13 protein-coding genes and 2 pseudogenes are annotated in these 14,509 nt (G+C 52.4%); 9 read left to right on the forward strand and 6 right to left on the reverse strand.

What is annotated here, in order from left to right; all coding sequences use genetic code 11:
- Window positions 1–29 precede the first annotated feature (29 nt).
- From eptA to pmrB, 3 genes are read left to right on the forward strand one after another with little or no spacing between them, the layout of a single operon-like run.
- Window positions 30–1,673 carry a phosphoethanolamine transferase EptA gene (gene eptA, locus LDB27_RS20215; RefSeq protein WP_001630070.1) on the forward strand — a complete coding sequence of 548 codons (1,644 nt, stop codon included), beginning with the start codon at window positions 30–32 and terminating at the stop codon, window positions 1,671–1,673.
- The gene (pmrA, locus tag LDB27_RS20220; protein ID WP_000697894.1) at window positions 1,670–2,338 is read left to right on the forward strand and encodes a two-component system response regulator PmrA; all 669 of its coding nucleotides are present in this window, start codon (window positions 1,670–1,672) and stop codon (window positions 2,336–2,338) included. Before eptA ends, pmrA begins: the two co-directional genes overlap by 4 nt.
- 9 nt (window positions 2,339–2,347) lie before the next feature.
- Complete coding sequence (gene pmrB, locus LDB27_RS20225; RefSeq protein WP_071585826.1) at window positions 2,348–3,418, forward strand: two-component system sensor histidine kinase PmrB; 1,071 nt, start codon at window positions 2,348–2,350, stop codon at window positions 3,416–3,418.
- A gap of 7 nt (window positions 3,419–3,425) precedes the next feature.
- Here pmrB and pmrR read toward each other — a convergent pair whose 3' ends face one another.
- Window positions 3,426–3,515 carry an LpxT activity modulator PmrR gene (gene pmrR, locus LDB27_RS20230; protein WP_000844399.1) on the reverse strand — a complete coding sequence of 30 codons (90 nt, stop codon included), beginning with the start codon at window positions 3,513–3,515 and terminating at the stop codon, window positions 3,426–3,428.
- A gap of 69 nt (window positions 3,516–3,584) precedes the next feature.
- Window positions 3,585–5,087: a glycine betaine/L-proline transporter ProP gene (gene proP / locus LDB27_RS20235; protein ID WP_000919710.1), complete on the reverse strand. Its 1,503-nt coding sequence runs from the start codon at window positions 5,085–5,087 to the stop codon at window positions 3,585–3,587.
- Window positions 5,088–5,554: 467 nt separating this feature from the next.
- On the opposite strand from proP, the gene LDB27_RS20240 reads away from it, so the two are divergent.
- From LDB27_RS20240 to yjcO, 6 genes are all read left to right on the forward strand, one after another.
- Window positions 5,555–5,890, forward strand: a complete 336-nt coding sequence (locus tag LDB27_RS20240) for a zinc ribbon domain-containing protein YjdM (RefSeq protein ID WP_000056482.1) — start codon at window positions 5,555–5,557, stop codon at window positions 5,888–5,890.
- A 119-nt stretch (window positions 5,891–6,009) separates the two neighbouring features.
- A complete protein-coding gene (gene yjdN / locus LDB27_RS20245; protein WP_001131301.1) occupies window positions 6,010–6,453 on the forward strand; it encodes a VOC family metalloprotein YjdN in 444 nt (147 codons plus the stop codon).
- Between the two features lie 151 nt (window positions 6,454–6,604).
- Window positions 6,605–7,039: an aminoalkylphosphonate N-acetyltransferase gene (gene phnO / locus LDB27_RS20250; protein ID WP_001530527.1), complete on the forward strand. Its 435-nt coding sequence runs from the start codon at window positions 6,605–6,607 to the stop codon at window positions 7,037–7,039.
- Between the two features lie 257 nt (window positions 7,040–7,296).
- Window positions 7,297–8,205 carry a lipid A hydroxylase LpxO gene (gene lpxO, locus LDB27_RS20255; RefSeq protein WP_000457029.1) on the forward strand — a complete coding sequence of 303 codons (909 nt, stop codon included), beginning with the start codon at window positions 7,297–7,299 and terminating at the stop codon, window positions 8,203–8,205.
- A gap of 371 nt (window positions 8,206–8,576) precedes the next feature.
- Window positions 8,577–10,724, forward strand: a complete 2,148-nt coding sequence (locus LDB27_RS20260) for a formate dehydrogenase H subunit alpha, selenocysteine-containing (protein ID WP_011233236.1) — start codon at window positions 8,577–8,579, stop codon at window positions 10,722–10,724.
- Window positions 10,725–10,900: 176 nt separating this feature from the next.
- Entirely contained in the window at window positions 10,901–11,590 is a 690-nt protein-coding gene (gene yjcO / locus LDB27_RS20265; RefSeq protein WP_000803307.1) for a Sel1 family TPR-like repeat protein YjcO, read from the forward strand.
- Between the two features lie 76 nt (window positions 11,591–11,666).
- Here the strand turns inward: yjcO and LDB27_RS23995 are convergent.
- The 4 genes and pseudogenes from LDB27_RS23995 to nrfF all read right to left on the reverse strand — a co-directional run.
- Window positions 11,667–11,743, reverse strand: a pseudogene (locus LDB27_RS23995) (hypothetical protein); the annotation flags it as partial.
- 4 nt (window positions 11,744–11,747) lie between these two features.
- Window positions 11,748–13,058 (reverse strand): glutamate/aspartate:proton symporter GltP, encoded by a 1,311-nt coding sequence (gene gltP, locus LDB27_RS20270; protein ID WP_000793278.1) that lies wholly within the window; start codon window positions 13,056–13,058, stop codon window positions 11,748–11,750.
- Between the two features lie 344 nt (window positions 13,059–13,402).
- A complete protein-coding gene (nrfG, locus tag LDB27_RS20275) occupies window positions 13,403–14,023 on the reverse strand; it encodes a heme lyase NrfEFG subunit NrfG (RefSeq protein WP_000083226.1) in 621 nt (206 codons plus the stop codon).
- A pseudogene (nrfF, locus tag LDB27_RS24000) lies at window positions 14,020–14,439 on the reverse strand (heme lyase NrfEFG subunit NrfF); the annotation flags it as partial. The gene nrfG and the pseudogene nrfF, both read right to left, overlap by 4 nt.
- Between the last annotated feature and the right edge of the window lie 70 nt (window positions 14,440–14,509).

Here is a 14,509-nt window from a genome sequence, read left to right on the forward strand (position 1 = left end):
AGCGTCACCGAATCGATGGACGCATCAACATGTTAAAGCGCTTTCTTAAAAGACCTGTTCTTGGGCAAATCGCCTGGCTTCTGCTTTTTTCCTTTTATATTGCCGTCTGCCTGAACATTGCGTTCTACAAGCAGGTACTACAAGACCTACCGTTAAACTCGCTGCGCAATGTGCTGGTGTTTATTTCCATGCCGGTCGTCGCGTTTAGCGTGGTCAATAGTGTGCTAACGCTGGCCTCATTTATTTGGCTAAACCGACTGCTGGCCTGCGTTTTTATTCTGGTCGGCGCTGCCGCGCAGTATTTTATTTTGACTTACGGCATCATCATCGATCGCTCCATGATCGCCAATATGATGGATACCACGCCTGCGGAAACCTTTGCGCTGATGACGCCGAGAATGGTGCTGACGCTGGGATTAAGCGGCGTTCTGGCCGCCGTGATTGCCTTCTGGGTCAAAATCCGCCCGGCGACGCCGCGCTTACGTAGCGGGCTTTACCGCCTGGCCAGCGTCCTGATCTCTATTTTATTAGTTATTCTGGTCGCCGCCTTTTTCTATAAAGATTACGCCTCGCTATTTCGAAATAATAAACAGTTGATCAAAGCGTTAAGCCCATCGAACAGTATTGTCGCCAGTTGGTCATGGTATTCGCATCAACGGCTGGCGAATTTGCCGCTGGTACGCATTGGCGAGGATGCCCATCGCAATCCATTAATGCTGAAAGGCGATCGCAAAAACCTGACGATTCTTATCGTTGGCGAAACCTCGCGCGGCGATGATTTCTCTCTTGGCGGCTATCCGCGCGACACCAATCCGCGGCTGGCGAAAGACGATGTAATCTATTTCCCGCATACCACCTCTTGCGGTACGGCGACCGCGATCTCCGTTCCCTGCATGTTTTCTGATATGCCGCGCAAACATTATGACGAAGAGCTGGCGCATCACCAGGAAGGGCTACTGGATATTATCCAGCGCGCGGGGATTAACGTACTGTGGAATGATAATGACGGCGGCTGTAAAGGCGCATGCGATCGCGTTCCGCATCAAAATGTCACCGAGCTAAACCTGCCCGGACAATGTATCGACGGCGAGTGCTACGATGAGGTGTTATTCCACGGTCTGGAAGACTATATCGACCATTTGAAAGGCGATGGCGTTATTGTACTACATACCATCGGCAGCCACGGCCCAACCTATTACAACCGTTATCCACCGCAGTTTAAAAAATTTACCCCAACCTGTGACACTAACGAAATTCAGAACTGTTCCCAACAGCAGTTGATCAACACCTATGATAATACCGTGCTGTACGTGGACTATATTGTAGATAAAGCCATTAACCTGCTGAAATCTCATCAGGATAAATTCACAACCAGCCTGGTGTATCTTTCCGATCACGGCGAATCATTGGGTGAAAATGGCGTTTATTTACACGGTCTGCCGTATTCCATTGCGCCGGATACGCAAAAACATGTCCCGATGCTCATTTGGCTTTCTAAAGATTATCAACAGCGTTATCAGGTGGATCAGGCCTGCCTGCAAAAACGGGCGAGCACGCTGGATTATTCACAGGACAATCTTTTCTCAACCATGCTGGGATTAACCGGCGTACAAACGACGTATTACCAGGCCGCAGATGATATTCTGCAACCGTGCAGGAGACTAAGCGAATGAAGATACTGATTGTTGAAGACGACACGCTATTATTACAGGGGTTAATACTCGCCGCGCAAACCGAAGGCTATGCGTGTGATGGCGTTTCGACAGCGCGTGCCGCCGAGCATAGTCTGGAGTCTGGTCATTACAGTCTGATGGTGCTGGATTTAGGGCTGCCCGATGAGGATGGCCTGCATTTCCTGACGCGAATCCGACAGAAAAAATATACTCTGCCGGTACTCATTCTGACCGCCCGCGATACGCTCAACGATCGCATTAGCGGGCTGGATGTCGGCGCAGATGATTATCTGGTAAAACCCTTCGCCCTGGAGGAGTTGCACGCCCGCATCCGCGCGCTGCTGCGCCGCCATAATAACCAGGGTGAAAGTGAACTGACGGTTGGCAATCTGACGCTCAATATAGGCCGCCATCAGGCATGGAGGGATGGACAGGAACTGACCCTGACGCCTAAGGAGTACGCGTTGCTCTCACGGTTGATGCTCAAGGCAGGCAGTCCGGTGCACCGGGAAATTCTTTATAACGATATCTACAACTGGGATAACGAACCCTCGACCAACACTCTGGAAGTGCATATACATAATTTGCGCGACAAAGTCGGCAAGTCGCGCATTCGCACGGTTCGCGGGTTTGGCTACATGCTGGTTGCCACTGAGGAAAGCTAAGTGAGCCTGATGCGTTTTCAGCGAAGAGCGATGACCCTTCGCCAGCGTTTAACTCTGACAATTGGTCTTATTCTGCTGGTGTTCCAGCTAATCAGTACCTTCTGGTTATGGCATGAAAGCACTGAGCAAATCCAACTGTTCGAGCAGGCGCTGCGGGATAATCGCAACAACGATCGCCATATCATGCACGAAATTCGCGAGGCGGTCGCCAGCCTGATCGTCCCCAGCATATTTATGGTTAGCCTGACGCTGCTTGTTTGCTACCAGGCGGTACGGCGTATTACCCGCCCACTCGCCGAACTGCAAAAAGAGCTGGAAGCGCGGACGGCGGATAATCTGACGCCGATCGCCATTCACAGCTCCACGCTTGAGATTGAGTCCGTTGTCTCGGCGATCAATCAACTGGTTACGCGTTTGACCACCACGCTCGACAATGAACGCCTTTTTACCGCCGATGTGGCCCATGAGCTACGCACGCCGCTGTCGGGGGTGCGTTTGCATCTGGAATTATTGTCAAAAACCCACAATGTTGATGTCGCGCCGCTTATCGCCCGTCTTGACCAGATGATGGATAGCGTCTCCCAGCTTCTGCAACTGGCGCGCGTGGGCCAGTCATTCTCTTCCGGGAATTATCAGGAAGTAAAACTGCTGGAAGATGTGATCCTCCCCTCCTACGATGAGCTGAACACCATGCTGGAAACGCGTCAGCAAACTCTGTTGCTGCCGGAAAGCGCGGCGGACGTGGTGGTGCGCGGTGACGCGACGTTACTGCGTATGCTGCTGCGAAATCTGGTGGAAAACGCGCATCGCTATAGCCCTGAAGGAACCCATATCACTATCCACATTAGCGCCGACCCCGACGCTATTATGGCGGTCGAAGACGAGGGGCCGGGTATTGATGAAAGCAAATGCGGGAAGCTAAGCGAAGCGTTCGTGCGGATGGACAGCCGTTATGGCGGAATTGGCCTGGGGCTGAGTATCGTCAGCCGCATCACCCAGCTACATCAGGGACAGTTTTTCCTGCAAAACCGTACGGAAAGAACAGGCACCCGTGCCTGGGTGATGTTGAAAAAGGCATAACAGGCGTTTAATACGTCGTGACCCACACATAGATAAAACTGCTGACAATCAGCACACTACACAGGGTCGTCAAACTTTTATAAATATAGCTTTTCATGACGCTCTCCTCCAAAGGTATGGAGGAGAGTATGCCCGCGAGAGATTAAGCGAACCTTAAGCGCGAAATTTATTCATCGATACGCGGATGTTGCTGTACCAGACGCGAACGTTTGACCTGCAGTTCCGCGATTTCCTGATCGATGTCGTCGATTTTCTGCTCAATATTATCGTAATGCTCGCCCAGAATTTCCTTCGCTTCCTGGATGTCCGACGCCGCTGGCGTTGCGCCTTTTAACGGACGATTGGCCGTCTCTTTCATGGAAATACCGGTAATCAAGCCTATCACCGCGATGACCATCAAATAATACGCCGGCATCATCAGATCCTGCGAGCTTTCCACCAGCCAGGCCGCCAGCGTTGGCGTCAGACCGGCAATCAATACAGAGATATTAAAAGCCGCCGCCAGCGCGCTGTAACGAATATGCGTCGGAAACATCGCCGGCAATGTCGAGGCCATCACCCCGGTAAAGCAGTTCAGAATCACCGCCAGCATCAACAAACCGGCAAAAATCAGGCCAATAACGTTACTGTTAATCAGGATGAAGGCCGGGATCGCCAGCGCAAACAGCGCAATGCTGCCCATAATCACAAATGGACGTCGACCGAAACGGTCGCTCAGCAGCCCCATCACTGGCTGCACAAACAACATCCCGATCATAATGGCGATGATAATCAACACGCCGTGATCTTCAGAATAGTGCAGGTTATGCGACAGGTAGCTCGGCATGTAGGTGAGCAGCATGTAGTAGGTCACGTTGGTGGCAATCACCAGACCGATACATGACAACAGGCTACGCCAGTGTTTGGTGGCAATCTCTTTAAAGGAGACTTTCGGCCCATCCTGCAGCCCTTCGCGGTCGCCCTGCTCCAGTTTATCCACGTGCTGCTGAAACGCTGGCGTCTCTTCCAGCGCATGGCGTAAGTAGAGACCAATAATTCCCAATGGCAGGGCGATAAAGAACGGAATACGCCAGCCCCACTCCAGGAAATTCTCCTCGCCGACAATCGTTGAGATTAAGACCACCACGCCCGCGCCCAGCACGAACCCGGCGATGGAACCAAAATCCAGCCAGCTTCCCATAAATCCGCGTTTACGATCCGGCGAATATTCCGCGACAAAGATCGACGCGCCGGTATATTCCCCGCCAACCGAGAAGCCCTGCGCCATTTTACATAGCAACAACAGTATTGGCGCCCAGATACCGATCGTCGCGTAAGAGGGAATTAACCCGATACAGAAAGTACTGATCGACATAATCACAATCGTGATCGCCAGGATCTTCTGGCGCCCGTATTTATCGCCGAGCATACCAAAGAATAACCCGCCGAGCGGACGAATCAGGAAGGGAACGGAAAACGTGGCCAGCGCGGCAATCATCTGGACGCTGGGATCGGCACCGGGGAAAAAGACTTTACCCAACGCGTAGGCAACAAATCCATAAACACCAAAATCAAACCACTCCATCGCGTTGCCCAGCGAGGCGGCGGTAATCGCTTTGCGAAGTTTACCGTCATCAATGATGGTCACATCGCCCAGTGTAATCGGTTTTATTTTTTTCCTTTTCAGCATAGCTGTCCTCATAGGCTAAGCCCTGTAGCGCTATATACGGCGGGCACTGGCATACCGCGCCAGCGTCGCCGTCGAGCGGAGGGAGGGGCGCGAACGCTCTCCCTCATACAAGCGTAGCAGGTTTACTTACACTGTCCGGTTACGGACTGTACAACCGAACCTGTTGACGCCTGAATGGGCAGTTAATGACCTTTTTACCCTAACAGGGTTTAAATATGTGATCAACTTCACACATATATGTCAATTCGGTCAAAAGGTGTAAATAAGGACGCCCTAATGCGCTGTGGTGACAGTAAAAAAGCGGTTATTTGAGTGTAAACCATTGCTGACTGTCGTTGCGCTGACCCTTTTATAAAAGCGGCAATAGTCCCGACAACGCTAAGGATTTTGTGTATAATTGCGGCCTTTTTCGGCGATCTGCCATTTTTGGGCGCGTTTGCCCCCGCTGACTTTTTGAGGATACCAACATGTCATTACCCCACTGCCCGCAATGTAACTCCGAATATACCTACGAAGATAACGGCATGTTCATCTGCCCGGAATGCGCTCACGAATGGAACGATGCGGAACCCGCTCAGGAGAGCGATGAGCTGATTGTCAAAGACGCCAACGGCAACCTGCTGGCGGACGGCGATAGCGTCACCATCGTGAAAGATCTGAAAGTAAAAGGCAGCTCTTCCATGCTGAAAATCGGCACCAAAGTGAAGAATATTCGTCTGGTTGAAGGCGACCATAACATCGACTGCAAAATCGATGGTTTTGGCCCGATGAAACTGAAATCCGAGTTCGTGAAAAAGAACTGATTTACCGTGTCATTGCCCGGTAGCGCCTCGCTTACCGGGCCTGAGCGGGCCTGCCACCGACAATATTGTGCCAATTTCGAACTACACTTAACGAGCATCTCTTACCTGAGGTAACCATCATGCCGTTAAGTCCCTATCTCTCTTTTGCCGGCAACTGTGCCGACGCCATCGCGTATTATCAACAAACGTTAGGCGCAGAACTGCTTTATAAACTCAGCTTCGGTGAAATGCCCCCCTCGGCGGCGGATAACGAAGAGGGCTGCCCGTCAGGAATGCGCTTTCCCGATACTGCTATCGCCCACGCCAACATGCGCATTGCCGGCAGCGATATCATGATGAGTGATGCCAGCGCGTCGGGAACGGCGCATTATTCCGGCTTTACGCTGGTGCTTGATACCCAGGATGTAGCAGAAGGGAAGCGCTGGTTTGATAACCTTGCCGCACAAGGGCAAATCGAAATGGACTGGCAGGAGACCTTCTGGGCGCAGGGGTTCGGCAAGGTCAGCGATCGTTTCGGTGTGCCGTGGATGATTAACGTGGTTAAACATCAGCCTGCCACCTAACTCCCCGGGAGGCTCGCCCTCCCCCTTGCCATCAGAGTGATCTTTGGCTGCACGTTATCCGCCGTTTAACTGCCATAGAATAAATAATGACGGTAGTTTGTTACAGTCTGGCGAAAGATGGTTGATCCTGATGAAGCATCGGGAGGACATTATGCCAGTCTGTGAATTACGCCACGCGACAACAGAGGATACCGATTCTGTTTACGCGCTTATCTGTGAGTTACTTAAAGATGAGCTTGATTATCAGGCTTTCAGGGATGGGTTCGCCGCTAATTTACTGGACCCCAACTTTCATTATCGTTTAGCGCTGCGCAACGGAGAGGTAGTCGGCATGATCAGCCTGCATATGCAGTTTCATCTCCATCATGCCAACTGGATTGGCGAAATTCAGGAGCTGGTGGTATTACCGCAGATGCGGGGACAAAAAGTTGGCAGTCAGCTTCTGGCCTGGGCAGAAGAAGAAGCACGTCAGGCGGGCGCCGAGCTAACGGAGCTTTCCACAAATATTAAACGCCGCGATGCACACCGTTTTTATGTTCGCGAAGGTTACAAGCAAAGTCATTTTCGGTTTACGAAAGCATTGTGATCTGGCAGCCGTCATCGGGAGATAAGACATAACGTAATCAACCGTCACCGGGTGAAGTAGCGGAGCCATCTTAATTCTACTGTCGGCAAGCCTGGATAAAGATTAAACGGGCTGACTCGCTTCTTTAACAAAAATGGCCCTTTTAAGTTGTATAAATGTAAATTTATTGTCAACGAACTACACTTTTCTCTTTGGCATCACCGGGAGGGTTGCCTGAAAATCCCGGGATGAGGTTTTCTTAGAAGGACAGTGACGTTATGTTCGCAGCAATCATTATCGGTATTTTTATTATCAGCGTCATTTATGCGCATTCACGCGGGGTGGAAAAACAAAAGCTTTCCCGTCAGCTCTTTGACCACTCGACGTTTATGGCGCCGATCAATATGTTCATGACTCGCTTCTCAACGTTACCGGCAAAGCAGCCGTACTTTGATACCACGGCATTTCCAGAGCTGCAGAAGCTGACGGAAAACTGGCAGGTGATTCGTGAAGAGGCGCTACGGCTTCAGCATCACATAAAAGCCGCGCAGGCCAATAACGACGCCGGATTCAACACCTTTTTCAAGCGCGGCTGGAAACGGTTTTACCTTAAATGGTATTCCGATGCCCACCCGTCGGCGGAAACGTTATGCCCGATAACGACAAAGCTGGTCAACAGCATCCCCTCTATCAAAGCGGCGATGTTCGCCGAGTTGCCTCCCGGGGCCTATCTGGGAAAACATCGCGACCCCTATGCCGGTTCAGTACGTTACCATCTTGGATTAAGCACACCGAATGATGACCGCTGTTTTATTGAAGTTGATCGACAGCGCCATAGCTGGCGCGACGGCGAAGCCGTCATCTTCGACGAAACCTACGTTCATTGGGCGGAAAATAAAACTGAGCAGACACGTATTATCCTCTTTTGCGATATTGAGCGCCCAATGAAATGGCGCTGGGCGCAGAGCGTAAACCACTGGGTCGGCGCATCGTTGATGTCCGCCGCCAGTTCGCCAAACGACGAGAACGATCGTACCGGTGCGATTAATCGCATCTTTAAATACGTTCACGCAGCACGCGATGCCGGGCAACGGCTGAAAAAGAAAAACCGCACTCTCTATTACGCGCTGAAATATCTCGTTATTGCCGCTATTTTTGCCGCGATAATCCTTTTCAGCCTCCTCTGAAGCCGGGCCGCGGTATGGAACTGCCTGCCGCGGCCCGTTCTATCCTGGCGTTAGTCTCAACGCGTTCCCTGGCCTTGAGTCTATCCATCCCCATCCGGACAATTTATTAAAAACCCCCACTTCAGGCAGAGCAGATTGCCGGATGGCGGCTCCGCCCTATCTGGCCTGCGCTCCGCGTTTCTCCCCATAATAAATGTCATACGGCATTTTCTTTCGACACGTCAAAACTGACGATAGCCTGTTTTTCGTCAGGGTTTTGAACAAAATTCGCCCGTAATATCAGGGAAAGCCCATACTAAAAAAGTGGCATAAAACATGCATACTGAGGGCGACAGCGCGTATGCGCGATTTGATTAACTGGAGCGAAACCGATGAAAAAAGTCGTCACGGTTTGCCCGTATTGCGCATCAGGTTGCAAAATCAATCTGGTGGTCGATAACGGCAAAATCGTCCGGGCTGAGGCGGCGCAGGGGAAAACCAACCAGGGTACCCTGTGTCTGAAGGGCTACTACGGCTGGGATTTTATTAATGATACCCAGATCCTGACCCCGCGCCTGAAAACCCCAATGATCCGTCGCCAGCGTGGCGGCAAACTGGAATCTGTTTCCTGGGATGAAGCGCTCAATTACGTCGCTGAACGTTTGAGCGCCATCAAAGCGAAGTACGGTCCGGATGCAATCCAGACAACCGGCTCCTCTCGCGGTACCGGAAATGAAACCAACTATGTAATGCAAAAATTCGCACGCGCCGTTATTGGTACCAATAACGTTGACTGCTGCGCTCGCGTCTGACACGGCCCATCGGTTGCAGGTCTGCACCAATCGGTCGGTAACGGCGCAATGAGTAATGCGATTAACGAAATTGATAACACTGATTTAGTGTTCGTCTTCGGGTATAACCCGGCGGATTCCCACCCTATCGTGGCGAATCATGTGATTAACGCTAAACGCAACGGGGCGAAAATTATCGTCTGCGATCCGCGCAAAATTGAAACCGCGCGCATTGCCGACATGCATATCGCGTTGAAAAACGGCTCGAATATCGCGCTGCTCAACGCCATGGGGCATGTCATTATTGAAGAAAACCTGTACGACAAAGCGTTTGTCGCCAGCCGTACTGAAGGTTTTGAAGAGTACAGCAAGATTGTCGAAGGCTATACGCCGGAGTCCGTCGAAGAGATCACTGGCGTGAGCGCACAGGAGATTCGTCAGGCGGCGCGGATGTATGCCAGCGCGAAAAGCGCAGCGATCTTGTGGGGGATGGGCGTCACCCAGTTCTATCAGGGTGTGGAAACCGTGCGTTCACTGACCAGCCTCGCGATGCTGACCGGCAACCTCGGCAAGCCAAGCGCGGGCGTTAACCCGGTTCGCGGCCAGAACAACGTTCAGGGTGCGTGCGATATGGGCGCGCTGCCGGATACTTATCCGGGCTACCAGTACGTTAAGTTCCCGGAAAATCGCGAGAAGTTCGCTAAAGCCTGGGGTGTAGAAAGTCTGCCTGCGCATACCGGCTATCGCATCAGCGAGCTGCCGCACCGTGCGGCGCATGGCGAAGTGCGCGCGGCGTACATTATGGGTGAAGATCCGCTGCAAACCGATGCGGAACTCTCTGCAGTACGTAAAGCGTTTGAGGATCTGGAACTGGTCATCGTGCAGGATATCTTCATGACCAAAACCGCGTCGGCGGCGGATGTGATTTTACCCTCCACCTCGTGGGGCGAGCATGAAGGCGTCTTCTCTGCGGCTGACCGTGGATTCCAGCGTTTCTTTAAAGCCGTTGAGCCGAAGTGGGACCTGAAAACCGACTGGCAGATTATAAGTGAAATCGCCACCCGGATGGGCTATCCGATGCACTACAACAACACCCAGGAGATCTGGGATGAGTTGCGTCATCTGTGCCCGGATTTCTACGGCGCCACTTACGAGAAAATGGGCGAGCTGGGCTATATCCAGTGGCCGTGCCGCGACACGTCGGATGCCGATCAGGGAACCTCGTACCTCTTTAAAGAGAAGTTCGATACCCCCAACGGTCTGGCGCAGTTCTTCACCTGCGACTGGGTAGCGCCTATCGATAAACTCACCGAAGAGTACCCGATGGTACTGTCGACGGTGCGCGAAGTCGGCCACTACTCCTGCCGCTCAATGACCGGTAACTGTGCGGCGCTGGCCGCGCTGGCCGATGAACCGGGCTATGCGCAAATCAATACCGCCGACGCCGCGCGTCTGGGCATTGAAGATGAAGCGCTGGTGTGGGTTCATTCGCGCAAAGGCAAAATCATCACCCGCGCGCAGGTCAGCGATCGCCCGAACAAAGGGGCGATTTACATGACCTACCAGTGGTGGATTGGCGCCTGTAACGAGCTGGTGACTGAAAACCTCAGCCCGATTACCAAAACGCCGGAGTACAAATACTGCGCCGTACGCGTTGAGCCGATCGCCGATCAGCGAGCCGCCGAGCAGTATGTGATTGATGAGTACAACAAGCTGAAAACCCGCCTGCGCGAAAGCGCAATGGGTTGATCTGCCGGATGGCGGCATCAGAATGCTTTATTCGGCCTGCGTCTACTGTAGGCCTGATTAGATGCATTAGCATCGCCATCAGGCATTTTCCCTATAACAGCCTCCGCCCGGAGGCTGTTTTTTTATCCATACGATCTCTTTATACTGTCTTTTCCGTACCCTAAATAAAATTCAAAATGAAACCACTTCTTGCATTGATGTTGTTTATGACATTCTTTGCCCATGCCGCAGATCCTGAGCCGGGTAGCCAGTATTTGCAGGCAGCAGAGGCAGGTGACAGACGCGCGCAATATTTTCTGGCCGACAGTTGGTTGAGCTATGGCGATTTGAACAAAGCTGAATACTGGGCGCAAAAAGCCGCCGACAATGGCGACGCCGACGCCTGCGCGCTACTGGCGCAAATCAAAATCACTAATCCGGTAAGCCTGGATTATCCCGACGCGAAAAAGCTGGCTGAAAAGGCGGCTAACGCGGGCAGTAAAGCGGGCGAAATTACGCTGGCGCGGATCCTGGTCAACACCCAGGCCGGGCGTCCGGACTACCCAAAAGCCATCTCGCTGCTGCAAAAGGCCTCTGAAGATCTGGATAACGACTCCGCGGTGGATGCGCAAATGTTGCTTGGCCTGATTTACGCCAACGGCGTGGGCATTGCCGCCGATGATGAAAAAGCCGCCTGGTATTTCAAACGCAGTTCCGCCATTTCCCGTACCGGCTATTCAGAATACTGGGCGGGAATGATGTTTTTAAACGGTGAACCGGGCTTTATTGAAAAGAACAAGCAGAAGGCGTTGCACTGGTTGAATCTAAGCTGTCTGGAAGGGTTTGATACCGGTTGCGAAGAGTTCGAAACGCTAACAAATGGCTGATGTTTATTGCCTGATGAACGTAGTCGTTGTAGGCCTGATAAGCGTAGCGCCATCAGGCAACCCGGAGCAGGTTGTCGGATGGCGGCGTGAACGCCTTATCCGGCCTACATTTTCTTTCTCTGTAGGCCGGATAAGCAAAGCGCCATCCGGCAATCCGTTATTGGGCGGTCTTATCAAATTTCCCCAGTACGTCGCGCTCATAGGCCAGCGCTTTTTTACGGTCAAACTTGTGTTCCCACTTGGCAATCACCAGCACCGCCAGCGCATTCCCCACCACATTTAGCGCAGTACGCGCCATGTCGAGGATACGGTCGACACCGGCGATAAACGCCAGCCCTTCCAGCGGAATGCCCACGCTGCCCAGCGTCGCCAGTAACACCACGAAGGAAACGCCTGGCACGCCGGCAATCCCTTTCGACGTCACCATCAGCGTCAGCACCAGTACAATTTCCTGCCACAGCGACAGGTCGATACCGTATAGCTGCGCGATAAAAATGGCGGCGATGCTCTGGTATAACGTGGAGCCGTCGAGGTTAAATGAGTACCCGGTCGGCACCACGAAACTGGTGATAGAGGCTGGCGCGCCGTAAGCTTCCATCTTCTCGATAATGCGCGGCAGCACACTCTCGGAGCTGGCGGTCGAGTACGCCAGAATCAATTCATCTTTCAGAATGCGAATCAGAATCCAGATACTTAACCCGCACAGGCGCGCCACGATGCCCAGCACCACCAGCGCAAAGAAGATAATGGCAAAGTGTACCAGCAGCACCAGTTTCGCCAGCGGCCACAGCGACGCGAAACCAAAATTCGCTACCGTGACGGCGATCAGCGCAAAAACGCCTACTGGCGCATAGCGCATCACCATATGGGTGACTTTAAACATGGTTTCAGAGATGGAACGAAATACCGTCACCAGCGGTTCGCGGTGCGTTGCCGGCAGGGACGACAACCCCAGCCCAAACAGGACCGAGAAAAAGATAATTGGCAGCATATCCCCTTTGGCCATCGATGCGATGATATTGGTCGGCACCAGCGACAGTATTGTCCCCATCAGCCCATGCGCATGACTTTGTACTTCCGCCGTGGTGTTCTGGTATTTCGAAATATCGACGGTCGCCAGTTGCGACATATCAATGCCTGAGCCTGGCTGAAAGACATTCGCCAGCGTAATGCCGAGGATAATCGCCACCGTGGTGATCAGTTCAAAATAGAGAATGGTTTTGGCGCCGATACGGCCTAGCTGTTTCGCATCGCCAACGCCGGCGATGCCGACAATCAGAGTCGAGATCACGATCGGCACGACGATCATTTTAATCAGGTGGATAAAGATATCGCCAGCAGGCGACAGCAGGTTGGCAATCAGCCATTCACGACTGTCACTGTGATAATGCAGATAGCTGCCCAACAGAATGCCCAGCACCATAGCCAGCAAAATTTGCCAGGCCAGGCTGACTTTCAAATTTTTCATAACAACAGACTTCCTCGATGAAGCGTTGCTCTCCGCCGAAAGCATGAGAGCAATACATACTGAAAGGGTATGATTTGTGTTGCGTTGGTTTGTAGAGTTTTTTAACGCGCATAATCAGTATCATTTGCATAGCGTCTTGCGCAACCCTTTCATAACAGGGCTTTTGGCTGTTTTTATGCATAATAACGCGAGTTTATGGCGTTAATGATGAATAACTATTTGTTATGGAAAGTTTTTTACTTCGTCAAAAACGAATAATACACTGAGGTAATTAATTTTTACTTGTGTCTCATTCGCCGTTTTTTTAAACAGCACACATGACAAAAGTCACAAAAAAGAAAAAATTATTTCTGCCGATTTTGTAACAATTTAGCCAAATTAATGGCCTCTACCAGCTGCGCGCGGTTCACTCGCGGCGAGTTAGCGTCCAGTAAGGTTTGCCACAGCGACACGGCTTGCGCATAATCCGCCTGCATAAACGCATCCGCCGCCAGCAGCATCTGCGCGGTCACTTCTGTCGCATCCAGCGCTAACGCTTTATTAATCATTTCACGCGTCGCAGGCGTCATATGTTGCCCGGACTGGTAATACAGCACCGTTGCCAGCGCGGCGAAAAGCTGCGCGTTATCGCCTCGCAGACGCAACGCTTGACGATATGCCAGCAGCGCATTGTCATACGCATTGCGATAGAGATAATACTCGCCCAGCCGCGCCCATTGCTCGCTATCCTGCGGATTGGCGCGGATTTTTTCTTGCAGCCTGGAAAGCTGCGCCTCTGGCGTTTGCGGGTTCGTAAAGTCACGTAGCGGATCGGCCAGACGCTGTTGCTCGCTACGCACAGCCTGCCATTTCGGCGTCAACATATAGCCGCCGATACAGGCAGCCACCATCAACACCGCCGCAGCCGCCAGACGCTTTACGGGCATGGGACGTAACGGCGCAGTGGAGTGTTCAGACTGGCTCATTGTTCCCCCTCTTCTGCGTGCTGACGCTTTCTCGCCCGCCAGACCACCACGCCCACCAGCAATAACAGCAGGCACGGCAGCGCCCACAACAGCAGCGTTTGCTCATTCAACGGCGGGTTGTAGCGTACGAAATCACCATAACGGTCGGTCATCCAGGCGGTGATTTCCGCTTCGCTTTTACCTTCGGCCACCATACTGTAAACCTGATGGCGCATACTGACCGCCACGGGCGCATTGGATTCCAGCAAATTCTGGTTCTGACACTGCGGACAACGCAGTTGACTGGCAATAGACAGCGCTTTTTCCTGCTGTTGCGGATTGTCAAAGCGCCAGGTATCCACCACCTGGGCGTGGGTGGCGAAGGTGATTAAAAACAGGACGATCGTTAAGAGTAAAAACTTTCTGCCGGATGGCGCTACGCTTATCCGACCTACGGTTTGCGCATCCTGTAGGCCGGATAAGGCGTTTACGCCGCCATCCGGCAAC

This window comes from Salmonella sp. JXY0409-18 (assembly GCF_020268625.1).
In the GTDB taxonomy this organism is placed as follows: domain Bacteria; phylum Pseudomonadota; class Gammaproteobacteria; order Enterobacterales; family Enterobacteriaceae; genus Salmonella; species Salmonella enterica.

What these genes read in the sequence shown, in the direction of transcription:
- eptA (WP_001630070.1), top strand. Translation starts at nt 30, where the DNA reads ATGTTAAAGCGCTTTCTTAAAAGACCTGTTCTTGGGCAAATCGCCTGG.
- pmrA (WP_000697894.1), top strand. Translation starts at nt 1,670, where the DNA reads ATGAAGATACTGATTGTTGAAGACGACACGCTATTATTACAGGGGTTA.
- pmrB (WP_071585826.1), top strand. Translation starts at nt 2,348, where the DNA reads ATGCGTTTTCAGCGAAGAGCGATGACCCTTCGCCAGCGTTTAACTCTG.
- pmrR (WP_000844399.1), bottom strand. Translation starts at nt 3,515, where the DNA reads ATGAAAAGCTATATTTATAAAAGTTTGACGACCCTGTGTAGTGTGCTG.
- proP (WP_000919710.1), bottom strand. Translation starts at nt 5,087, where the DNA reads ATGCTGAAAAGGAAAAAAATAAAACCGATTACACTGGGCGATGTGACC.
- LDB27_RS20240 (WP_000056482.1), top strand. Translation starts at nt 5,555, where the DNA reads ATGTCATTACCCCACTGCCCGCAATGTAACTCCGAATATACCTACGAA.
- yjdN (WP_001131301.1), top strand. Translation starts at nt 6,010, where the DNA reads ATGCCGTTAAGTCCCTATCTCTCTTTTGCCGGCAACTGTGCCGACGCC.
- phnO (WP_001530527.1), top strand. Translation starts at nt 6,605, where the DNA reads ATGCCAGTCTGTGAATTACGCCACGCGACAACAGAGGATACCGATTCT.
- lpxO (WP_000457029.1), top strand. Translation starts at nt 7,297, where the DNA reads ATGTTCGCAGCAATCATTATCGGTATTTTTATTATCAGCGTCATTTAT.
- yjcO (WP_000803307.1), top strand. Translation starts at nt 10,901, where the DNA reads ATGAAACCACTTCTTGCATTGATGTTGTTTATGACATTCTTTGCCCAT.
- gltP (WP_000793278.1), bottom strand. Translation starts at nt 13,058, where the DNA reads ATGAAAAATTTGAAAGTCAGCCTGGCCTGGCAAATTTTGCTGGCTATG.
- nrfG (WP_000083226.1), bottom strand. Translation starts at nt 14,023, where the DNA reads ATGAGCCAGTCTGAACACTCCACTGCGCCGTTACGTCCCATGCCCGTA.